24 protein-coding genes and 1 tRNA gene are annotated in these 21429 nt (G+C 65.5%); 3 read left to right on the top strand and 22 right to left on the bottom strand.

The window, feature by feature from the left end; all coding sequences use genetic code 11:
- Nucleotides 1–48: 48 nt before the first annotated feature.
- Together G4G00_RS08645 and G4G00_RS08640 are read right to left on the bottom strand one after the other, a co-directional pair.
- Nucleotides 49–732 (bottom strand): hypothetical protein, encoded by a 684-nt coding sequence (locus tag G4G00_RS08645; RefSeq protein WP_164272651.1) that lies wholly within the window; start codon nt 730–732, stop codon nt 49–51.
- An 835-nt stretch (nt 733–1567) separates the two neighbouring features.
- Nucleotides 1568–1756, bottom strand: coding sequence for a hypothetical protein (locus G4G00_RS08640; RefSeq protein ID WP_164272389.1), 189 nt, complete (start codon nt 1754–1756; stop codon nt 1568–1570).
- Between the two features lie 60 nt (nt 1757–1816).
- Between G4G00_RS08640 and yghX the strand changes: the two genes are divergently transcribed.
- Both yghX and G4G00_RS08630 read left to right on the top strand, forming a co-directional pair.
- On the top strand, nt 1817–2704 hold the full coding sequence (gene yghX, locus G4G00_RS08635; protein WP_164272649.1) for a YghX family hydrolase: 888 nt from the start codon (nt 1817–1819) through the stop codon (nt 2702–2704).
- A 529-nt stretch (nt 2705–3233) separates the two neighbouring features.
- The gene (locus tag G4G00_RS08630; protein ID WP_164272646.1) at nt 3234–3596 is read left to right on the top strand and encodes a hypothetical protein; all 363 of its coding nucleotides are present in this window, start codon (nt 3234–3236) and stop codon (nt 3594–3596) included.
- A 240-nt stretch (nt 3597–3836) separates the two neighbouring features.
- On the opposite strand, the gene G4G00_RS08625 is transcribed toward G4G00_RS08630, so the two are convergent.
- Nucleotides 3837–4322, bottom strand: a complete 486-nt coding sequence (locus tag G4G00_RS08625; protein WP_164272643.1) for a surface-adhesin E family protein — start codon at nt 4320–4322, stop codon at nt 3837–3839.
- A 315-nt stretch (nt 4323–4637) separates the two neighbouring features.
- Here G4G00_RS08625 and G4G00_RS08620 point away from each other — a divergent pair, with 315 nt between their 5' ends.
- The gene (locus tag G4G00_RS08620) at nt 4638–4967 is read left to right on the top strand and encodes a hypothetical protein (RefSeq protein ID WP_164272640.1); all 330 of its coding nucleotides are present in this window, start codon (nt 4638–4640) and stop codon (nt 4965–4967) included.
- Nucleotides 4968–5013: 46 nt separating this feature from the next.
- Here G4G00_RS08620 and G4G00_RS08615 read toward each other — a convergent pair.
- The 19 genes from G4G00_RS08615 to aspS all read right to left on the bottom strand — a co-directional run bounded on the left by G4G00_RS08615 (nt 5014) and on the right by aspS (nt 21291).
- Nucleotides 5014–5089, bottom strand: a tRNA-Lys gene (locus G4G00_RS08615).
- A 277-nt stretch (nt 5090–5366) separates the two neighbouring features.
- Nucleotides 5367–6032, bottom strand: a complete 666-nt coding sequence (queC, locus tag G4G00_RS08610; protein WP_164272637.1) for a 7-cyano-7-deazaguanine synthase QueC — start codon at nt 6030–6032, stop codon at nt 5367–5369.
- Between the two features lie 78 nt (nt 6033–6110).
- Complete coding sequence (gene queE / locus G4G00_RS08605) at nt 6111–6812, bottom strand: 7-carboxy-7-deazaguanine synthase QueE (protein WP_164272634.1); 702 nt, start codon at nt 6810–6812, stop codon at nt 6111–6113.
- A 156-nt stretch (nt 6813–6968) separates the two neighbouring features.
- Nucleotides 6969–7796, bottom strand: a complete 828-nt coding sequence (gene ybgF / locus G4G00_RS08600; protein ID WP_164272631.1) for a tol-pal system protein YbgF — start codon at nt 7794–7796, stop codon at nt 6969–6971.
- Between the two features lie 3 nt (nt 7797–7799).
- Nucleotides 7800–8315 (bottom strand): peptidoglycan-associated lipoprotein Pal, encoded by a 516-nt coding sequence (gene pal, locus G4G00_RS08595; protein ID WP_108750844.1) that lies wholly within the window; start codon nt 8313–8315, stop codon nt 7800–7802.
- Nucleotides 8316–8379: 64 nt separating this feature from the next.
- Nucleotides 8380–9699 carry a Tol-Pal system beta propeller repeat protein TolB gene (tolB, locus tag G4G00_RS08590; RefSeq protein ID WP_108753918.1) on the bottom strand — a complete coding sequence of 440 codons (1320 nt, stop codon included), beginning with the start codon at nt 9697–9699 and terminating at the stop codon, nt 8380–8382.
- 178 nt (nt 9700–9877) lie between these two features.
- On the bottom strand, nt 9878–10930 hold the full coding sequence (gene tolA / locus G4G00_RS08585) for a cell envelope integrity protein TolA (protein WP_164272628.1): 1053 nt from the start codon (nt 10928–10930) through the stop codon (nt 9878–9880).
- Nucleotides 10920–11348, bottom strand: a complete 429-nt coding sequence (tolR, locus tag G4G00_RS08580; RefSeq protein WP_108753920.1) for a protein TolR — start codon at nt 11346–11348, stop codon at nt 10920–10922. Before tolR ends, tolA begins: the two co-directional genes overlap by 11 nt.
- 24 nt (nt 11349–11372) lie before the next feature.
- On the bottom strand, nt 11373–12152 hold the full coding sequence (tolQ, locus tag G4G00_RS08575) for a protein TolQ (RefSeq protein ID WP_108750848.1): 780 nt from the start codon (nt 12150–12152) through the stop codon (nt 11373–11375).
- A gap of 10 nt (nt 12153–12162) precedes the next feature.
- Nucleotides 12163–12594 (bottom strand): tol-pal system-associated acyl-CoA thioesterase, encoded by a 432-nt coding sequence (gene ybgC, locus G4G00_RS08570; protein WP_108753921.1) that lies wholly within the window; start codon nt 12592–12594, stop codon nt 12163–12165.
- Nucleotides 12584–13624: a Holliday junction branch migration DNA helicase RuvB gene (ruvB, locus tag G4G00_RS08565; protein ID WP_108750850.1), complete on the bottom strand. Its 1041-nt coding sequence runs from the start codon at nt 13622–13624 to the stop codon at nt 12584–12586. Before ruvB ends, ybgC begins: the two co-directional genes overlap by 11 nt.
- Nucleotides 13625–13818: 194 nt before the next feature.
- Complete coding sequence (locus G4G00_RS08560) at nt 13819–15738, bottom strand: potassium transporter Kup (RefSeq protein ID WP_108750851.1); 1920 nt, start codon at nt 15736–15738, stop codon at nt 13819–13821.
- Nucleotides 15739–15787: 49 nt separating this feature from the next.
- Nucleotides 15788–16381 carry a Holliday junction branch migration protein RuvA gene (gene ruvA, locus G4G00_RS08555; RefSeq protein WP_108750852.1) on the bottom strand — a complete coding sequence of 198 codons (594 nt, stop codon included), beginning with the start codon at nt 16379–16381 and terminating at the stop codon, nt 15788–15790.
- A gap of 13 nt (nt 16382–16394) precedes the next feature.
- Entirely contained in the window at nt 16395–16916 is a 522-nt protein-coding gene (gene ruvC, locus G4G00_RS08550; protein ID WP_108750853.1) for a crossover junction endodeoxyribonuclease RuvC, read from the bottom strand.
- Between the two features lie 105 nt (nt 16917–17021).
- Nucleotides 17022–17753, bottom strand: a complete 732-nt coding sequence (locus G4G00_RS08545; RefSeq protein ID WP_108753923.1) for a YebC/PmpR family DNA-binding transcriptional regulator — start codon at nt 17751–17753, stop codon at nt 17022–17024.
- Between the two features lie 181 nt (nt 17754–17934).
- Nucleotides 17935–18567 (bottom strand): cobalamin adenosyltransferase, encoded by a 633-nt coding sequence (locus G4G00_RS08540; RefSeq protein WP_108753924.1) that lies wholly within the window; start codon nt 18565–18567, stop codon nt 17935–17937.
- A gap of 78 nt (nt 18568–18645) precedes the next feature.
- Nucleotides 18646–19167, bottom strand: a complete 522-nt coding sequence (locus G4G00_RS08535; RefSeq protein ID WP_108753925.1) for a GNAT family N-acetyltransferase — start codon at nt 19165–19167, stop codon at nt 18646–18648.
- Nucleotides 19168–19199: 32 nt separating this feature from the next.
- Nucleotides 19200–19523 (bottom strand): DNA primase, encoded by a 324-nt coding sequence (locus G4G00_RS21815; RefSeq protein ID WP_108750857.1) that lies wholly within the window; start codon nt 19521–19523, stop codon nt 19200–19202.
- A 16-nt stretch (nt 19524–19539) separates the two neighbouring features.
- On the bottom strand, nt 19540–21291 hold the full coding sequence (aspS, locus tag G4G00_RS08525) for an aspartate--tRNA ligase (RefSeq protein ID WP_164272625.1): 1752 nt from the start codon (nt 21289–21291) through the stop codon (nt 19540–19542).
- Nucleotides 21292–21429 lie beyond the last annotated feature (138 nt).

The following is a 21429-nucleotide window of genomic DNA, read 5'->3' as shown; positions in this document are numbered from 1 at the left end:
CCTTCCCGACGGTGGATCCACGCCATGCTTGGATAGAGCAACAGTGATTTACCGAACAACACGAGCGCACGCGCACCACGCCATGACGGCACGACCGGGCCGCGAATCGGGCTGAATTTCGTCAGCCCCATCAAAGAATGGCAACAAACTGACATGCAGGTCCGCACCGGCCCGGGACGACCGCATGGCGGCCTTATCGGGGAGTGCGTCATTCATCCAGTCATGCGCGAGCGGCAGCCATTCCCGGCGAAGCCGCCCAAGAACCGCCAGCTGCGCGCAGGCTCCTGCGGCGTACGCTGCAGGTTCGCCCGCATATACCTTCCGAGGCGATCCGTTCAGCGCCCACGCCGCATGATGGAACTCATGCGCGGTGGTGCGGACAATGCGCGCCAGCACCCGGTCAGTGAGATTCTGCTGCGCAGGAAACCAGAACGCGAGCGAAGGAATGGCTGCTCTGGCAGAACCTGGATGGCGCCACGTGCCACCGCCGTCGCTGACCAACGTGACCCGATATTTCACGCGCGCGCCCGCCATTCCCGCGGCATCCAGTGAGACCGATGCGGCCCGCGAAGCAGCATGGCACACGCTCATCGCCTGCTGCACATCGTGGACGGCAGACCACACCTGCACTTGGATACCATCCTCCGTGCAACTGGCTTTCTGTACTGCAACCTCGATGGAATTCGGACCCGGCAGAATCGAAAAGGTCTGCAGCTTCGGGTTCTCTGCCACGCCACTTACATGTATTCCCGCAGCACCTTCATCGCCTACCGCTGTACGCGGGGGGAGGTGATGGAGCCCACATCCCGGTAGAAGCAGTACAGCGAGCAGCGCGAACGCGCTACTCGCTGAGAATCCTATTCGACATACTGCTATTGCTTGCATGGATAAGGCGATGCATGAATCGTACAAGCGACAAAGTCGGAACTTGCTGACGCGCGACTGATACCTCTGTACTGAGACGCTACATTGATAGTGTTAGGGCCAGGAATTGCACCCACTTGTATCTGCCCCATGCTGTATCGAAGCGTAGTCGCGCTGCCGCCGTCAGACGCCACCCAGGCATTGACAGCATTGGGATCATTCAAGCGCAGCGTACTCCCTACACGAACCCAAGAAAATTCGCGCGAGGCAACCTCCACACCCGACGCCTCATTTACCAGGCGAAGCGTAGTAATTCCGGACCCGGGAAATGCAACCGATGACCCGCTAACGTCAATCGCGAATTCCGCCGCATCGGGTATTTCGCTTGCGGCCAGACTCAGAAGCCGCTGATAGAGCGGGACTTCTTTCTTCCCGCCGCCAAACGTCCCACTGATCTTTCCTTGAACTTTGCACTTCTTATCTGATTCGCATGAGGCTGAGACTTCATAGGTTGCTGGGCCACAGCCAGTCAAACCTGCGACAACAGAAAGAAGAAACGAACTACCGAGAAGAACACTCTTCATGCTTCATCTCCTCGTTGAGAACGTGACACAGGCTCAGACGGATCCGTCCAACCAACCCATGCGACATCAACACTGTGTCACCCAACGCAGGAATGGAATCAGAAAACTTGTAAATTCCATCAACAGCAGAGCAAGCGGAAAGGTGCCGTGGTGAAGGTTTCGCCGATGGCCAACGGCGCGGCGGCGGCCGACTGCGCGGGCGGCGCCGGTTCGGCCGCGTGCAGCGGTGCGGCACAGGCGGCCAGAAGCAGGAACGGAAGCACGAACAACCGCATGGCGGAATCCTTCACCGGAAATTCTTCGAGCATAACGGCCTGCGGCAGGACAGTGCTAGATTCGGCGTTCGCCCCTGCGCTTGGAGTGCCCGCATGACCCGACTGACCGCCAAGGACTTTCCCGCCGAACTGCTGGAGCTGTACGACGGTTATGTACATGGGCGCATGAGCCGCCGCGATTTCCTGGATCATGCTGCCGCCTTCGCCGTGGCTGGTGTCACTGCTGGCACGCTGCTGGCCGCGCTCACGCCCGACTACGCGTTGGCGCAGCAGGTGTCCTTCACCGATCCCGATATCCACGCCGAGTACCTCAGCTACCCCTCGCCCAACGGACATGGCCAGGTACGCGGCTACTTCGTGCGCCCGGCCAAGCTGGAAAAGCGCCTGCCGGCGGTGGTGGTGGTGCACGAGAACCGTGGTTTGAATCCCTATATCGAAGACGTGGCACGCCGCGTAGCCAAGGCCGGATATATCGCACTGGCACCGGATGGACTGAGTTCGGTAGGCGGTTATCCGGGCAATGATGATCGCGGCCGCGAACTGCAGAAGCAGGTCGATCCGCAGAAACTGATGAACGATTTCTTCGCGGCCATCGAATATCTGCGCGCGCATGCACAGGCCAGCGGCAAGGTCGGCATCACCGGTTTCTGCTATGGCGGCGGCGTCAGCAATGCGGCAGCGGTGGCCTACCCGGAACTGGACGCGGCGGTGCCGTTCTACGGGCGCCAGGCCGACCCCAAGGACGTGCCACGCATCAAGGCGCCGCTGCTGCTGCACTTCGCCGAGAAGGATGACAACGTCAATGCCACCTGGCCGGCGTACGAGGCCGCGCTGAAACAGGCCGGCACGCATTACCAGGCGTATGTGTACCCGGGCACCAACCACGGCTTCCACAACGATTCGACACCGCGCTACGACAAGGCCGCCGCCGATCTGGCATGGGAGCGCACGCTGGCGTGGTTCCAGCGTTATCTGGGGTGAGCGGATGTAGGGCGCGCATGTCGCGTTTGGACCGACGCGCCGCGCTCGCCACGCATCAGCGCCTTTGCTTGGATCATGGAAGGCGCTCACAGCAGTCGCGCATTACTTCGCGCTTTGCGACATGTTTGAGCGCATTCCACTAGCCACTGGCGCAGAAGCGTCCTGCGCTGTCGCGTGCTGCGCTGGCTGCACCTGCAACAATGCAGGTGCGCCTTGGGGTTGGATCTCTGTTTCAGACAATTCTGATTGAAACCCAAGCGCAGGCGTAACCAACATGCAGCGCCACCGACAACGGGTGGCACCGGGCCTGCAAGCCCGTGATGAGGTTATCGCATGTTGTTTGCGCTCACCCGTCGGCACTGTCTCTGGATGGTGCCGGCGGGTGATCCGTCGGCCTTCATGGTGGGCGGTGCGTGGGGGCCTTCGGGCCCGCCGGTCAATGGCGATACTTCATCCCGGCTTGCAGCCACGCACCGCCCGCCACCCGCCCTGCGCGGTGGCACGCCTGCCCTTTGCCGAGGACGCCGACATGACCCTACCGCCGCCGCATCCGCTGTACGCCCACCACGACAGCGTGAATGACGATGACAACCCCGCCCCCGAACTCAGCACCGTCTGGGGATGCTTGAAGGGCATTCGCCGCGGCGATGCCGCAGATGGACAGCCGTGGCCGGAAGCTGGCTTGCCACCCGGTCGGCGGCAGGCGCTGGCGCGGACAGAACGCGCCGCCGTTGGGCTGCTGACCGTCGCAGAAGTACTGCATGCCGCCGAGCGCTGTCGGCTGACCGGTACACCTGCGCAGCACATGGATGAAGGTGTGGTGGACGGCTTGTTCCTGGCCCTGCGTGGCTTGGCGGAGAAAGTGTGTGGGGAGATCCGGCCGCCCGCGTAGTGCTCGCGTCGCGGCGCAACCTTGGAGCCCTCACGGAGATCGAAGGCCACATGTGCGGCTCGCCAGAATGCGAGGCGATGGAAGGGTGCAGACGCGAAAAAGGCCGCGCCACATCGGTGATCTACCAGGCCGGATGGGTCTGTGCCACGATGACCGTACGGACATCATGGCGGGCCTTGAACTGATCTTGCGCGGCGTTGCGCGGCGGATTGCCGCGCAACGCTGAAGCCTGGCGCGGGCTCAACCCGCCGAGCAGGCGACGTCCAATACCGCAGCATTCAGTGTGCCCGGATGCACCGGCACAGGATCGAGCGGCTTGGGTTCGCCCCCGAGATACTCGTTGTCTGCGCTGAGTTCCAGACTCGAGAGATGGGCCACGGTGTGCTTCTTGCAGTCATAGCGTGATCGAACATCCATGTATCGGGTCCGGGAGTGAACCTTGAGATCGTCGGGTACGTCATCAAGCACCTGGCGGATCGACAGCGTGACAGTGTCACCCTCGCGTTGCAGCTTCTGCTGCCTGTCGATATAGGTCTTGGATGACGCACTGCTGCCCAGGTAATACCAGCGCTCGGGTGATTTGACTCCGTCTGCTCTGGCTGATGCCTGCGCGCCTGCATTCCCCTGCGCTGCGCCCGCTTTTTCGGCTGCCTGGACCGAAGTACTGCCCAGGGCCACAGTGGCGAGAAGAATGGCGCCAACGCGTTTCAATTCAACAAACGTCATGTAATTTCTGCTCCTTGCTACGACATGAGGGGGGCAAGTATGCCGTTCGATCACGCCTCGATTTCCACTCTTGCCTGAATAGGCTGACTATCGACTTCGCGGCGCGGCGTGATCAATCTGCGCAGAAGCAGGTCAACGCACGCATGGCATCTGGGCTGCGCATCTTTGAACCGCTCGACGGAAATGACTCAGAGCGCGGATTGGCGGAGAAGGTGTGTGGGGAGATCCAGCCCGCGTAGCCGCATGCGCCGCAAAGCGGGCCATACTTGGGCCGGGCCGTAACGCGCTCTATCTGCACCCTACAAGGAGGTACACATGTTGAATGTCTTGATCATGGCCGCGCTGGCCGCTGCTTCGTCCCCTTCCGCGCCCTACGGCGACTGCCTGCTCGGCAACATCCAGCCCGGCCTGTCCGATCGCGCGGTGAATCTGGTGCAGCAGGCCTGCGCCGCCAAGCACCCGGAGAGCTTCGCGGCTTCGCTGGAACTGGAGCGTCGCCAGGCTGCGCAGCGCCAAGTGCAGTTCGATGCGGATCGCATGGCTGCCCAGCGTGCAGCGGACGCTGCGGGCAGGGCGGCCGATGTGGCTGCTCACGCGGCGGCGGAGCGCGAGGCTGCGCGGGCGAAGCGCGCTGAGGCGAAGTAGGCGAAATGAAAAAGGCGCCCATCGGGCGCCTGAGTCATTGCTGCATTGGTGGGCCGTGATGGATTCGAACCATCGACCAAAAGATTAAAAGTCTTCTGCTCTACCGACTGAGCTAACGGCCCATGCATGCCCAACCTTTCGGCGGGGTCGGCATTTTACCCTACTTTGATGGCTTGGTGGGAAGGTAGTCGAGGTAGTGGCGGGTTGTGCCCGGCGAAGAGCAGTGCGAACCAAGGTTCGCACCTACCCATCGGGCGGTTCGCACCTACCCATCGGGCGGTCACACCCGCCAGAGCAGTGCGAACCAAGGTTCGCACCTACCCATCGGGCGGTTCGCACCCACATTCGGGTGGTCGCACCCACCAGAGCAGTGCGAACCACGGTTCGCACCTACCAGGATCAGGCGTAGAGGGTCGGGTCGGCTACGCCGGCGTCGGCGAAGCCTTGGGCGCGCAGGCGGCAGGCGTCGCAGTGGCGGCAGGCGGCGCCGTTGGCATCGGCGTTGTAGCAGGACACGGTCAGGCCGAAATCCACGCCCAGGCGCACGCCTTCGCTCACGATCTGCGCCTTGCTGAGGAACTGCAGCGGTGCGTGCACACGGATGCCCGCGCCTTCCACGCCGGCCTTGGTGGCCAGGTTGGCCAGCGCCTGGAAGGCGGCGATGAACTCGGGGCGGCAGTCCGGGTAGCCCGAGTAGTCCACGGCGTTCACGCCGCAGAACAGGTCGTTGGCGCCCAGCACTTCGGCCCAGCCCAGGGCCAGCGACAGCATGATGGTGTTGCGTGCCGGCACGTAGGTGACCGGGATGCCCTCGCCGCCCGCTTCGGGCACGTCGATATCGTCGGTCAGCGCCGAACCGCCGATGCTGCGCAGGTCCACGTCCACGGTCTTGTGCGCGACCACGCCCATGGCCTTGGCCACGCGTGCGGCGGCGTCCAGTTCCGAGGTGTGGCGCTGGCCGTAGCGCACGCTCAGGGCGTGTACGGCGAAACCCTGTTCCTGGGCCATGGCGATGACGGCGGCTGAATCCATGCCGCCGGAGAGAAGCACGACTGCCTTCTTCATGGGGAAATCTTCCGGTTGGGAGGGGAAAGCCAGCACGCTGTCCCGCGCCGGAACTACATCAGGGCACCACGCCCGGGCTCATCGGCCCGGTTCGTCGTTCCACAGGATTTTATGCAACTGCATCTGGAAGCGCACCAGCAGCCGGTCTTCGACGATCCAGTCGGCCAGTTGGCGGGCGGTGATCTCGCCCTTGCTGGGCGAGAAGAACACGGTACAGCGCTTCACCAGATCGTGCTCGGCCAGCAGGCCCTTGGCCCAGTCGTAATCTTCGCGGCTGCAGATGACGAACTTGATCTGGTCGCGGCGGGTCAGCAGCGGCAGGTTTTCCCAGCGGTTGCGCGCCACTTCGGCCGAACCGGGGGTCTTGATGTCGACCACGCGGGACACGCGCGGATCGACCGCGCTCACATCCAGTGCGCCGGAGGTTTCCAGCGAGACGTCCAGGCCGGCGTCGCAGAGCTTTTCCAGCAGGATCAGGCAGCGCTTCTGCGCCAGCGGCTCGCCGCCGGTCACGCAGACGTGGTGCACGCCCTGGGCCAGCACCTCGGCCACGATGTCGTCGATATCCCACCAGGTGCCGCCGTGGAAGGCGTAGGCCGTGTCGCAGTACTGGCAGCGCAGCGGGCAGCCGGTCAGGCGCACGAACACGGTCGGCCAACCGGCGGTATCGGCTTCACCCTGCAGCGAGGTGAAGATCTCGGTGATCTTCAGCCGGGGCAAGGGTGACTGCACGATCTCGCTGGGCGTGGCGACGGCGGCGGACAGAGGGACGGCGGTCATGGCGGGCACTTCTTCATGGGGCGGGCAGCCCGATGGATGGCCGGGCGCCACAAGCAAAGGCAGCCGAGCATGGCTCGGCTCTACAGGAACTACAACGCAAGCAGCCGAGCATGGGCTCGGCTCTACGGGTGACGCATTGTACGCCGGGGCAGCGGCTCAGCGGATCTGCTGGCCCAGGCGGATGGACTGCAGGCGGTCCTGGGCGGTGCGCGCGGCATCCGAACCCGGGTACTGCGCCACGACGGTTTCCAGGGTCTGCTGGGCCTGGTCAACCTTGCCCTCGCCATACTGCGAGAGGCCGACCTTCAGCAGGCCGCCAGACGCCTTGTCGTGGGTGGGATAGCGCGAGAGCAGTTCGCGGAACTGGGACTCGGCCATCGGGAAATTGCGGGTGGCGTAATAGCTTTCGCCCAGCCAATACAAGGCATTGGGGGCGTAGACGCCATTGGGGTACAGCTCGAGGAAGCTGAGGAACAGCTGCGCCGAATCGTCGTACTTGCCGGCTTTCAACGCGTCGAAAGCGACGTTGTAGGCGGTACGTTCATCGCCGGTAGCAACCAGGCTGCCCGGATCGCCGTGCACCGATGGCGGCCGCTCGGAAGTGGCCGCTGCAGTGGGCTTGGCCGGGGCCGCGGGGGCCTTGGGCGCGGTGGAAGCACCGGCCGGAACGGGCGGCAGGGCCGGGGCGGCAGAGCCCCCTTCCAACCGGTTCAGGCGGCTGTCCAGATCCAGGTACTGGTCCTGGGCGGACTGCTTCAGCTGGGCATTATCGTGCTGCAGTTGCTCGATGGAAGCCTGCAGGCTGGTGACCTGCTGGCGCAGCTGATTGATCTGGTTCAACAGGTCCTGGTTGGCACTGTTGTTGTACATCTGCTGCTCGAGCGCGCCGACACGATCGGCCAGGCTCTGTCGCTGTGCCTGCGCCGGTGCGGCAGCCACGAGGGCTGCCGCAACGACCAGCATCAGTTTGATGCCGATGCGCATGGATTACTGCGCGGTGTAGACGATTTCGACGCGACGGTTCTGCGACCAGCAGGACTCGTTCGACTCGGTGCAGACCGGACGCTCTTCACCGTAGGACACGACGGTCAGCTGCGAAGCCGAACCACCGTTGGCCTGCAGGGCCGAGTTCACGCCATTGCCACGACGCTCGCCCAGGGCCTGGTTGTACGCGCGCGAACCGCGCTCGTCGGTGTGGCCCTGCAGGGTGATGCGCGAGGACGGACGGTCACGCAGGTACTTGGCGTGGCAAGCCATGATGGCCTGGAATTCCGGCTTCACGTCTTCCTTGTCCAGGTCGAAGTAGACAACGCGCTGGCGCAGGCAAGCGTCGGTGTCCAGGTCGCCCGGGCCGTACAGGCCGGAGGTGGCCGGACCGGTCGGCTGGGTGGTCGAACCGGTGTCGACCGGGGCTGCCGGCTCTTCCTTCACCTTCTTCGAGCAACCGGCCAGGACGGCCACAGACAGCAGGGAAACAAGCAGAACGCGGGTGGTCTTGTTCATGGCAATATCTTTGTGGCTCCTAGGCCGATGAGGGGTTCAAAACAGCGGAAATATTAACACTCTTTTAGCGCTGGGTACGGTAGGGGGACCATGCCGGTTCGCGCACATCACCGTCAGCCAGGACCAGGCGCTGGCGCACCCGTGCATCGGCCGAAACGGCGTACAGCACACCACGGCCACCCTCGCGGGCGGCGTACAACACCATGCTGGCGTTCGGGGCGAAGCTGGGCGATTCGTCCAGCGAGCCCGGGGACAGGGTGCTCCAGCGCGGCGAGCCCAGCGAGCTGTCCATCATGGCGATCTTGTAGCTGTTGCCCGAACCCTGCGCCACCACGATCTTCTTGCCGTCGTAGGACACCGAGGGCTTGGCGTTGTAGTTGCCCTGGAAGGTGACGCGCTCGGCGCTGCCGCCGCCGGCACCGACCTTGTAGACCTGCGGGCGACCGCCACGGTCGGAGGTGAAGTACACCGCGCTGCCATCGGCGGCCCAGGTCGGCTCGGTATCGATGGCGAAGTGGTTGGTCAGCTGGGTCAGCTGCTTGCTGCCCAGATCCATCACGTAGATTTCCGGATTGCCCGAACGCGACAGGGTCAGGGCCAGCTTGCGGCCGTCCGGCGAGAACGCCGGGGCGCTGTTGATGCCACGGAAGCTGGTGACCAGCTCGCGCGCGCCGGTGGAAATGTTCTGGATGTAGATGGCCGAATTGCCACGCTCGAAGCTGACGTAGGCCAGCTTGCCGCCGTCCGGGCTCCACGAGGGCGACAGCAGCGGCTCGGCCGAACGCACGATGGTCTGCGGGTTGTAGCCATCGGAATCGGCCACCATCAGCGCATAGCGCATGGCGTCGCCCTTGCCGCTGGCGGTGATGTAGGCAATGCGGGTCCAGAAGGCACCGCGCACACCGGTGATCTTTTCATAGATGGCATCGGCCATCTGGTGCGCCACATCGCGCATGGCGTTGCCACGGGCGGTCATGGCCAGGCCCAGCAGGCGCTCGCCCTTGGGCACGTCGAACAGTTCGTATTCCACGCGGTAGGCGCCAGCACCGGCGTCCATCACCCGGCCGACCACGATGTAGTTCTGTTTCAGCGCGCGCCAGGTGGCGAACTGGATGTCACCGCCACGGGTGGGCTTTTCCACGATCTGCGCTTCGGGCAGCGTGCGGAACTGGCCCGAACGCTCCAGATCGGCGCGGACCACGCCGGCCACGTCGGTCTGCGGGGCACCGGCCGAACCCTGGTAAGGCATGGGCACGATGGTGATCGGCAGCGCGGAGGCATTGCCGCCGATGATTTCAAGGTCAAGGCTCCTCTGCTGCGCGAAGGCAGCGAAGGGCAGCAACAGGGCCGCAAACACGGCAAGCCAGCGAGGCATCTTCTTCATGGAGCGCTCAATGAGGGGAAACCGGTACGAGGGATAGCAAACGGCGAGTGAACCGCTTCGCAATCATGAACCAAGGGTACGTGAATTCCGGGTCAGTGCCAGCCCGCGCCATCACGCGGCGTTGACCTGGCGCCCCCGCCCGATACTGCGGACGAGGGCATCTGTGCACACCCGGGGCTTAGTCCTGCGGGGTGAAGGTCAGGTTGAGCGTGCGTGCGAACACCTGTTCGAAGCCGCGGTACGGCAGCGGCTGGGCGTTGAGCACGGCGGCCTCGATCGAGCGCTTGCCGGCCTCGTCATACGGGCAGTTGGCACCCACCTTGGCCTGCAGCACCTGCCCACCCGGAATCTGGGTGATGGTGATCTGGCACTTCTGCCCCAGCGGCACGCTGTCAGGACGGGTCCACGACCCGCGGATCTTGTTCACCAGCGCGGCGGCGTACTTGGCCGACAGATCATCGCTGGTGCCACCACCGCCACCGGCCGGCTGCGCCTGGCCACTGCTGCCTGCATTGGCGCTGCCAGCGGCGTTGCGTGCGGCAGTGACTGCGTTGAGCTTGGCCTGGGCCGCCTTGGCTTCCTTTTCGGCCTGCTCACGCTTGGCGCGGATCTCGGCAATCTTCTTCTGCCGGTCCGCTTCGGCCTTGTCGGCCGCCACGCGCTGCTGCTCGGCAATCTTCTTCTTGGCGTCCTCTTCCTGCTGCTTGGCCAGGCGTGCCTTCTGCTCGGCCTCTTCCTGGCGCTTGCGCTCGGTCAGGTCGATCTGTTCCTGGCGGCGCTTGGCTTCCTGTTCCTGCTTGGCCTTTTCCTGCGAAATGGCCAGGGCATTGACCGCTTCCTGGTCCTGCGTATCCGGCTGGGCCACGCGCTCCTGCGCCTGTTGCTGCTGCGGCGTGGGCGCGTCCTGCGGGCGCGGTTCCTCGATCGGCTGCGGCGGCGGAATGGTGTCTTCGGGCACCGGAATGGGCTCGGCCACCGGCTCGGGCAGCTCTTCCAGCTTTTCCGACTGGCGCAGGGCCTGGCGGGCGGCGGCGGCTTCGGACGAAGACACGGCCAGGCTGGCCTCGACCGACGGATCGCCGGCGGCCGCTTCAGTGTTGCGCTGGGGCGACCACAGCCAGGCGCCGATGAAGACCAGCGCGACCAGCAGGTGCACCAGCACGGCCAGGACCAGGGGCAGGCCCCAGCCCGGTTCCTGCTTGTGCGGCGGTGGCAGGGCGTCAGCGTGCATCGGTGGCCAGGCCTACCTTGTCCACTTTCGAACGCTTGATCACGTCCATCGCGGCGATGACCTTTTCATAGGCCACGGCGCGGTCGGCGGCCACGATCACGCGCACGTCCTTGTCCTGCGCGGCAATGCCGGACAGGCGCCCTTCCAGTTCCTCGGCGGTGACGGCGGTGGGTTCCTTGGCGTCGGGCAGCTTCAGGCTCAGCTGGCCGTCCTGGCGCACCGACACGATGACCGGGTCCTGCTTGCTTTCCAGCGCCTTGGCGTTGGAGGTGGGCAGATCGACATCGAAACTGAGGGTGAGCAGCGGCGCGGTGACCATGAAGATGATCAGCAGCACCAGCATGACGTCGATATAGGGAACGACGTTGATTTCCGATTTCAGCTTGCGGCGCTTGCGGCGACCGATGGCAGCGGACATGGCTTGGACTCCCGGGTCAGGCGCTTACTCGTCGCCAGCGCTCTGGCGCTGCAGGATGGAGCTGAACTCCTCGGCGAAGGTCTCGAACCGCACCGACATGCGCTCAACGCGGGTGGTGAAGCGGTTGTAGGCCCACACCGCCGGAATGGCCACGAACAGGCCGATGGCGGTGGCGAACAGCGCTTCGGAAATACCCGGGGCCACCGAGGCGATACCGGCCTGGGCACCGCTGCTGATCATGTCGTGCATGGTCACCATGATGCCGAACACGGTGCCGACCAGGCCCACGTACGGGGCGGTGGAGCCGATGTTGGCCAGCAGTTCCAGGTTGCGTTCCAGCTGGTCCACTTCGCGGGTGTAGGTGGTGCGCATGGCGCGCTGGGCGCCTTCCAGCTGCGCGCGGCCATCCAGGCGGCGCTTGTCGCGCAGGCGGGTGTATTCGCGGAAACCGGCTTCGAAGATGGCTTCCAGGCCGCCCACATTGCGGCTGCGGTCGGTGGCCGAGCTGTACAGCTTGCCCAGGTCGGCACCGGACCAGAAGCGGTTCTCGAACTCGTCCGCCTCGCGGGTGGCCTGCTTGAACACGCGGGCCTTGCGGAAAATGATGACCCAGCTGACGAACGAACCGATCAGCAGCAGCAGCACGATGATCTTCACCGGCAGGCTGGCCTTGGCCATCAGTTCGAGGTAGTTGATGCCGCCGCCGGTGGTGGCCTGGGCAAGGGTCTGGGTCGCGGCGTTGCTGACGTCTGCCGGCAGTGCCTCGGTGACCGTGGCCTGCAGGGCCAGGAGCGTTGCGATCATCCGTTGTTCCTCAGTGTTCGGATTCAGGGTGGAGGTGGGGGTGCAGCGCGGCCAGGACGGCATCGTCCATGCCACGCGGGCGGAAACTGGCCGCGTCCAGTGCGGCAATGCGGACCTGCGCGGACAGCAGCAGCTGGCCCTCGCGCAGGACCTGCTGGTCGAAGACCATGCTGGCCTTCTTCAGCTGGACCAGGGTGGCGCTCACCTGCAGGGCATCATCCAGCCGGGCCGGCTTGATGAAGTCCATCTGCATCGAACGCACCGCAAAGACCAGCCCGTGTTCGGCACGCATGCGCTCCTGGCCGTAGCCCAGTGCGCGCATCCATTCGGTCCGGGCCCGTTCCATGAAGGCCACGTAGCGGGCGTGGTAGACCACCCCGCCAGCGTCCGTATCTTCCCAGTAAATGCGTGTCGGCCAACTGAATCGCGGTTCAACCGACATCGGGAACCTCCGCGAACAGGTCCTGCGGCGGGTTTTTCGGCTTCAGCCCCATGTGCCGGTAGGCCTTGTGGGTGGCCATGCGGCCGCGCGCGGTGCGCACCAGGAAGCCCTGCTGGATCAGGTAGGGTTCAACCACGTCTTCCAGCGTGCCGCGCTCTTCGGACAGCGCCGCGGCCAGCGATTCGATGCCTACCGGGCCACCGTCGAAGTAGTCGACCATGGTTTTGAGCAGGCGCCGGTCCAGTTCGTCGAAGCCTTCCGGGTCGACTTTCAGCATCTGCATGGCGGCCTGGGCCACGGCTTCGTCGATATGGCCGCCGGCCTTGACCTGGGCGTAGTCGCGCACGCGGCGCAGCAGGCGGTTGGCGATACGCGGGGTGCCACGCGCGCGGCGGGCGATCTCCCCTGCCCCGTCGGCGGTGCAGTCGATGCCGAGGATGGCGGCCGAACGGCGCACGATGCGGGTCAGTTCCTCAACGCTGTAGAACTCCAGGCGCTGCACGATGCCGAAGCGGTCGCGCAGCGGCGCGGTCAGCAGGCCGGCGCGGGTGGTGGCACCGATCAGGGTGAACGGCGGCAGGTCGATCTTGATCGAGCGGGCCGCGGGGCCCTCGCCGATCATGATATCGATCTGGAAGTCTTCCATCGCCGGGTACAGCACTTCTTCCACCACGGGCGAAAGGCGGTGGATTTCGTCGATGAACAGCACATCGTGCGGCTGCAGGTTGGTCAGCAGCGCGGCCAGGTCGCCGGCCTTTTCGATCACCGGGCCGGAGGTGACCCGCAGCGCCACGCCCAGTTCGTTGGCGATCACGTGGCTCAGGGTGGTCTTGCCCAGGCCCGGGGGCCCGAAGATCAGCACGTGGTCCAGCGCATCGCCACGGGCCTTGGCGGCCTGGATGTAGATTTCCATCTGCTCGCGCACCGGCGCCTGGCCGAGGTAATCGGCAAGGCGCTTGGGGCGGATGCTGGCGTCGGCGGCGTCATCCTCGCGGGTGGCGCCGGCGCCAATGATGCGGTCGTCGGTCATACCGTGATTATGCGGCAAAAGTGCATGGGGTCGGATCCGTTTTCCGGCGGAAAACGGCTCTGACCCCGAACCGGGACACCGGCAACATGGGGTCGGATCCGTTTTCCAACGGAAAACGGCTCTGACCCCACTGCCGGATGCGCGACGCATGGGGTCAGAGCCCTTTCCTGCGGAAAGGGATCCGACCCCTGCGATCAGATTTCGACCTGGGCGCCGAGCTCTACCAGGCGGTTGCCGGGAATGCGGAAGAAGCCGGTGGCCGGGGCGGCGTTGCGATGCATCAGCGCGAACAGCTTGTCGCGCCAGATCGGCATGCCGCGGTTGGCGGTGGCCACGATGGTTTCGCGGCTGGCGAAGAAAGTGGTGTCCATCGGGTCGAAGTAGATGCCGCCGTGGTCGCATGAGCGCATCAGCGCCAGCGGTACGTCCGGGGTTTCCATGAAACCGAAGCGCACGTAGACCCGGTAGAACTCATCGCCCACCGATTCGATCTTCAGCCGCTGCCCTTCCACCGCATACGGAATGGGCAGGGTTTCCACGTGCAGGAACACGTTGCGCTCGTGCAGCACCTTGTTGTGCTTCAGGTTGTGCATGAGCGCATGCGGGGCCACGGTCGGGTCGGCGGTCAGGAACACCGCGGTGCCCGGCACGCGTACCGGCGGCGCCAGCATCAGGCCCGGCAGGAAGGTGTCGATGCGGATACCGTCCTTGCGGATCTCATCGCGCAGCAGCTCGCGGCCGCGGCGCCAGGTGCGCATCATGGTGAACAGGAAGATGCCCAGCACCACCGGGAACCAGGCGCCCTGCAGCAGCTTGGCGCCATTGGCGATGACAAAGCCCAGGTCGATGATGAAGAACACCACGCACAGCGGCAGGATCCAGTTGCGCGCCTTGGGCCACAGCGAACGGGCCACCAGGGCCAGCAGCAGGGTGTCGATCAGCATGGTGGCCGACACCGAGATGCCGTAGGCCACGGCCAGGTTGGACGAACTGCGGAAGGCCAGCACCAGGCCGATCACCATCACCGCGATGCCCCAGTTGATGCCGGGAATGTAGATCTGGCCGATGGTGTCGTGCGAGGTGTGCTTGATGCGCATGCGCGGGATGTAGCCCAGCTGCATGGCCTGGCGCGACACCGAGAACGCGCCGGTGATGACCGACTGCGAGGCGATCACCGCGGCCATGGTGGCCAGGATGATCATCGGGTACAGGGCCCAGGACGGCACCGCTTCGAAGAACGGGTTCTTCACTGCTTCGGGGTGGTTGAGCACCAGCGCGCCCTGCCCCAGGTAGTTCAGCACCAGGCACGGCAGCACGAAGAAGTACCAGGCGTGGCGGATGGGCTTGGCACCGAAGTGGCCCATGTCCGCGTACAGCGCTTCGCCGCCGGTCACCGCCAGCACCACCGCGCCCAGGATGAAGATGCCGTGCCAGCTGTGGTCCATGAAGAAGCGGATGGCCCACCAGGGGTTGAACGCCTTGAGCACTTCCGGCGAATCGACGATGTTGTAGATGCCGATCGCCGCCAGCGAGATGAACCAGATCGAGGTGATCGGCCCGAACAGCTTGCCGATCTTTTCGGTGCCAAAGCGCTGCACCGCGAACACCGCCAGCAGCACCATCACGGTGATCGGCACGATGAACGCATGCAGGCCCGGCGCGGCCACTTCCAGGCCTTCCACCGCGCCCAGCACGGAAATGGCCGGCGTGATCACGCCATCACCGAAGAACAGCGAGGCACCGAAGATGCCCAGGATGCCCACCACGTAGGCCGAGCGCGACCCGTTGCGCAGGGTGCGCTGGGTCAGCGCCATCAGCGCCATGATGCCGCCTTCGCCATCGTTGTCGGCACGCATGATGATAGTCACGTACTTCAGGGTGACCACGATGTTCAGTGCCCAGAACGCCAGCGACAGCACGCCCAGCACGGTGTCGTGGTCACTGGTGAGCCCGTAGTGCGGCGAGAACGCCTCTTTCAGGGTGTACAGCGGGCTGGTGCCGATATCGCCGAACACCACGCCGATCGCACCGATGATCAGCGCCAGACCCCCAGCGGGGGGAGCGTGACCGTGGCCGCCGTGGGCGGCATCGTGCGGAGTTTGACTGCTGGACATGGGGCTCCTGGCGGGGCTCAGGCGTGGTGTAGGGGATGGAGGACGCGGCTCAGCGCAGCGCCGATTGCAGGGCCTTGCGGATGACCGTGGCCACTTCGTCGCCTTCATTGAAGGCATCGCGGGCCATGCGGGCCGCTTCGGTGGGCTTGTAGCCCAGCTGCTGCAGGGCCACGGTGGCATCGGCCAGCGGATCGGCCGGTGCCGGGCCACTGCCGGTGGGCAGCGCACCGCCGGCACCGAACTGGGCGGCGCGGTCACGCAGCTCCAGCACCATGCGCTCGGCGGTCTTCTTGCCGATGCCCGGAATGCGGGTCAAGGCGGTGATGTCGCCGGCCTGGACCATGCGCGCGAACTCTTCCACGGTGACCCCGGACAGCACGGCCAGCGCGATCTTCGCGCCAATGCCGCTGACCTTCTGCACATCGCGGAACAGCCGGCGCTCGCCCTCGCGCAGGAAGCCATACAGCGAAACGCTGTCTTCCTTCTGCGAATAATGGGTGTACAGGATGACCTCGCGGCCGAGTTCGGGCAGGTCGTAGAAGGTGCTCATCGGCGCCTCCAGCTCGTAGCCCACCCCGTTCACATCCACCACCAGCCACGGAGGCGCCTTGTAGGCGACGATCCCGCGCAGTCGACCGATCATTGCGTGCAGCTCCTCATTTGCGGCCCCACGCCTGGCGGGCACTGAGCCCCAGGCGGTTGGCCGTTGCCCTTACGTGGGCATGGGTGATGGCTACCGCCAACGCGTCGGCCGCGTCGGCCTGCAGCTTGGTTTTCAGGTTCAGCATGAGCCCGACCATGTGTTGGACCTGTTGTTTTTCCGCGCCGCCACGGCCGACCACGGCCAGCTTGATCTCGCTGGCCGCGTATTCGTGCACCGGCAGGTCGCGCAGCACCACCGCGGAAATGGCCGCGCCGCGGGCCTGGCCCAGCTTCAGCGCCGAATCCGGGTTGCGCGCCATGAACACTTTTTCGATCGCCACTTCCTGCGGCTGGAACTCCCGGCACAGATCGGCCAGGCCCAGCACCAGCAGCTTCATGCGCTGGGGGAAATCGTCTGCGCCCAGCAGTACCAGCGGCTGGTGGTGCACGTGGCTGACCTTGCCGGCGGCGTCGACATCAATGATGCCGACCCCGGTCCGCTGGGAACCGGGGTCGATGCCGAGGATGCGGGTCATGCGGCACTCCTGGCCGGGTGGAACGGGAAGCGCTGGCAGGCGTATGGGCTCATGACTGTCCGCGGTGACCGTTCAACGGCCCGCGCCCAGACCGTCGAAGACGGCTCAGGCGTAGGCGTCGGCGCCGAGTTCGGCGTTGGAATACACGTCCTGCACGTCGTCCAGGTCTTCCAGCATGTCCAGCAGCTTCTTCACCTGCAGGGCCACATCGCCTTCGACCTTGATGTCGTTGTCGGCGCGGAAGGTGATTTCCGCGTGCCCGGGCACGTGCCCGGCGGCCGCCATCGCGTCCTTGACCGCGTTGAACGCGTCAGGGCTGGTGACCACGTCGATCGAGCCGTCGTCCGGGTAGACCACGATGTCGTCGGCGCCGGCCTCGATGGCCGCCTCGGTGATCGCCTCTTCGTCGGCGCCCGGGGCGAAGCTGAGCACGCCCAGGCGCTTGAACATGAAGGCGACCGAGCCTTCGGTGCCCATGTTGCCGCCGCACTTGCTGAACGCGTGGCGGACATCGGCCACGGTACGCACGCGGTTGTCGGTCAGGCAGTCGACGATCACGGCCACGCCACCGGGGGCGTAGCCCTCGTAGCGGATTTCCTCGTAATCGACGCCTTCCAGTTCACCGGTGGCCTTCTTGATGGCGCGTTCGATCACGTCCTTGGACATGTTCACGCCCAGACCCTTGTCCATGGCCACGCGCAGGCGCGGGTTGTTGTTGGGGTCGCCTCCACCGCCGCGCGCGGCCACGCCGATCTCGCGGATGATCTTGGTGAAAATCTTGCCACGCTTCGCGTCGGACGCGTTCTTGCGGGCTTCGATGGAGGGGCCTCTACCCATGGGTGCTACCGTCTGGCTGCTTCAGGATCAAGGCGCGGATTCTACCTGATCGGGGGCGGCAACCGTGTCTAGGGTGGATGGAGGGTGCCGGGTGTGGCTGGGGAAGAGCGTGCGAACCAAGGTTCGCACCCACCAGGGCAGGTCGGTTCGCACCCACCAGGGCAGGTCGGTTCGCACCTGCCTATGCGGCGGCGGCGTCGCGGCTGTGGTCGAACTGGCCGTGCTGCAGGAAATGCGCGGTCTGCCGCGCGGCATCGGGCGATACCACCAGGCCGCTGTGGCTGGTGCGCACCACGCAGTGGTCGGCCAGGCCCGGCAGGCGGGTCTCGTCCAGCGCCACCGTACCGTCGGAGGCTTCGCCCATTGCCCCCAGCAGACTGCCCAGGCCATGTGGCACCGACCCGGCAATCAGCCCGACCTTCGCCCTGCCCTGCCAGTCCGGCAGGCCATCGAGCAGCAGTTCGCTGCTGCGGCCCAGGGCCAGGCCCCAGCCGTGTTCGGACAGCGAGCGCGCGGTGCCACTGCCGCGCAGCGGCGAGCCCAGGCAGACCACGCGCTGCACCGGCAACTGCGGCTGCCGGCGCAGGGCTTCCAGCGCCACCAGCCCGCCCAGGCTGTGGCCGACCAGCGACAGCGGGCCGGTGCCGGCCAGGCGTTCCAGCAACTGCGGCACGGCCACGTCCGGCCCGCCGAAGATCGAGGCGTAACCGAAGGTGTGCACCTGGAACCCACGCGCGCGCAGGCGCCAGGCCAACGGCCCGACCCAGGCGCGGGCATTCCAGATGCCATGCAGCAGCAAAACAGGGGGATTCATGCGTGACAGCCTGGCGTTGGGCGGGGCGGGATCTGCAGTGATTGAACGAAATCGCGGGGCAAGCGCCAGTGAACGCGCTCAGGCCGGGCGCGGTTCGCGGCGCAGGATGAATTCGAGATCGTTGATCTGGCCGACCGGGAACAGGTACTCACCGGCCTTCTGGAAGCCATAGCGGGCATAGAAGCGCTGTGCGCCGAAGTTTTCCGACCACACGCCCAGCCACAGCGTGCGCGGGCCGTCGCGCTCCAGCCAGGCCAGCGCGGTTTCCAGCAGGCGGCTGCCCCAGCCACAGCTCTGCTCGGTCTTCACCAGGTACAGGCGCTTGAGCTCGCCATCGCCGGGCTTCACGTCCGGGTGCGGCAGGCCACAGGGGCCGGCGGCGGCATGGCCGACGGCCTCCCCGCCCCGTTCCAGCAGCCACACCGCATAGTCGGGGTGGGCCAGGATGATGCGCTGGCGCTCGACCGTGTAGGCCTCCTCCAGGAAGGCCTGCAGGTCCTGCGGCGGGTACAGATGGCCGAAGGTTTCAGTGAACGTGCGCGCGGCCAGCGCCGACAGGGTCGGCGCGTCGTCCACGGTGGCGCGGCGGATCGAATACATGGGTCGAGTGGACGCCAGGGCGACGGTCGGGGTCAAGCCCGTTCCGACGACTCGGTTTCGTCCTCTTCTTCCTCGTCCTCTTCCTCGTATTCCTCTTCGTCCTCGTCCTCGCCCTCTTCTTCCTCGTCCTCGTCGAACTCTTCCTCTTCGTCGTCTTCGTAATCCTCGACGCCGAAGTCTTCACCGTCCCAACGACCTTCGCCGTCGGCGACGAAGGTCAGCGCCATCGCCGCCGGGTTGGTACCGACGCGGACCAGCCAACCACCGAATACACGTGCACGCTCGGTGACCAGAGTGGCCTCGGAGCCTTCATTGCCCAGCTTTTCCCACTCCAGCGAAAACGCGAACTCGGTCATTGCGTGGATCTCCTGATCAGTTGGTCTTGGGGCGAACCTGGATATGCACTTCGGCCAGCTGCACGTCGACGATCGGCGACGGCGCATCGGTCATCAGATCCTGCGCACCGGTGGTCTTCGGGAACGGAATGACGTCGCGGATGGATTCGGTACCGGCCATCAGCGCGGCAATGCGGTCGATGCCGAAGGCGATGCCGCCGTGCGGCGGCGCGCCGTAGTTCAGCGCATCCAGCAGGAAGCCGAACTTGGCACGGGCCTCTTCGGCGCCGATGCCCAGCAGCTCGAAGACCGCGCTCTGCATGTCCGGGCGGTGGATACGGATCGAACCGCCGCCGATTTCATTGCCGTTGAGCACCATGTCGTAGCCGCGCGAAACCGCGGTACGGGCGTTGGCGCGCAGGTCGGCGATATCGTCCACGGCCGGCGCGGTGAAGGGGTGATGCAGGGCGACGTAGCGCTGTTCTTCCTCGTCCCATTCGAACATCGGGAAGTCGGTGACCCACAGCGGCGCCCAACCGTCGGCGACCAGGCCGAAGTCCTTGCCGGCCTTCAGGCGCAGCGCGCCCATGAAATCGGACACCTTGTTGTAGCCACCGGCACCGAAGAACACGATGTCGCCGTTGCCGGCGCCGACGTGGGCCACCAGCGCGGCGAAACGCTCTTCGCTGAAGAACTTCTGGATGGGCGAGCTGACTTCGCCGTTGTCGGCGATCTTGATGTAGGCCAGGCCCTTGGCGCCGTACTTGGCGGCATGCGCGGCGTATTCGTCGATCTGCTTGCGCGACAGGGTGGCACCGCCCGGAATGCGCAGCGCGGCAACGCGGCCGTCAGCATCGTTGGCCGGGCCGGTGAACACGGCGAACTCGCTGTCCTTGACCAGCTCGGCCACGTCCACCAGTTCCAGCGCGATGCGCAGGTCCGGCTTGTCCGAGCCGTAGCGGCGCATTGCCTCGGCCCAGGTCATGCGCGGGAAGCTGGCCGCCAGCGGCACGTCCACCACTTCCTTGAAAATGGCGCGGATCATGTCTTCAACGAAATCCTGCACGTCGCGCTCGCGCACGAAGGCGAATTCCATGTCCAGCTGGGTGAATTCCAGCTGGCGGTCGGCACGCAGGGCTTCGTCGCGGAAGCAGCGCGCGATCTGGTAGTAGCGGTCGAAGCCGGCCACCATCAGGATCTGCTTGAACAGCTGCGGGCTCTGCGGCAGCGCGTAGAACTCGCCCGGGTGCATGCGCGCCGGCACCAGGAAGTCGCGCGCGCCTTCCGGGGTGGCCTTGGTCAGGATCGGGGTTTCGATGTCCTGGAAGCCGCGCTCGTCCAGATGGCGGCGCAGGGCCTGCACCAGCTTGATGCGGGTGCGCTGCATGCGCTGCATTTCCGGGCGACGCAGGTCCAGGTAGCGGTACTTCAGGCGGGTGTCTTCGCCCGGGTTCTCGTGGGCGTGGAACGGCAGCGGGGCGGCCTTGTTCAGCACGGTGATGGCGGTGGCGATCACTTCCACCTTGCCGGTGGCGATCTTGTCGTTCACCGCGTGGCGCGCGCGCACCACGCCTTCCACCTGCAGCACGTCTTCGTAGCCCAGGCTGGCGGCCACGGCGAACACTTCGGCGTTGTCCACCTCCACGGTCACCTGCACGATGCCTTCATGATCACGAAGATCGATGAAGCAGACGCCGCCCTGGTTACGGGCCACGTCGGTCCAGCCGGCGAGGGTGACAGTCTGGCCAATCAGGGTCTCGTTGACCAGGCCGCAGAAGTGGGTACGCATGGGGGGAAAGCTCCGCTGGAGAACGCCGGCACCCGACGGGGGCCGGAAAGCCTCGTATTCTGCGGCCGAGGGCCCGGCTGGGGCAAATGCGGACGGTCACGCGGGCTTTATCCGTCCCGTCCTTATAGTCGCGCACCA

Source organism: Stenotrophomonas sp. B1-1, assembly GCF_010894375.1.
Lineage (GTDB): Bacteria > Pseudomonadota > Gammaproteobacteria > Xanthomonadales > Xanthomonadaceae > Stenotrophomonas.
This window is presented reverse-complemented; position numbering and strand designations above follow the sequence as displayed.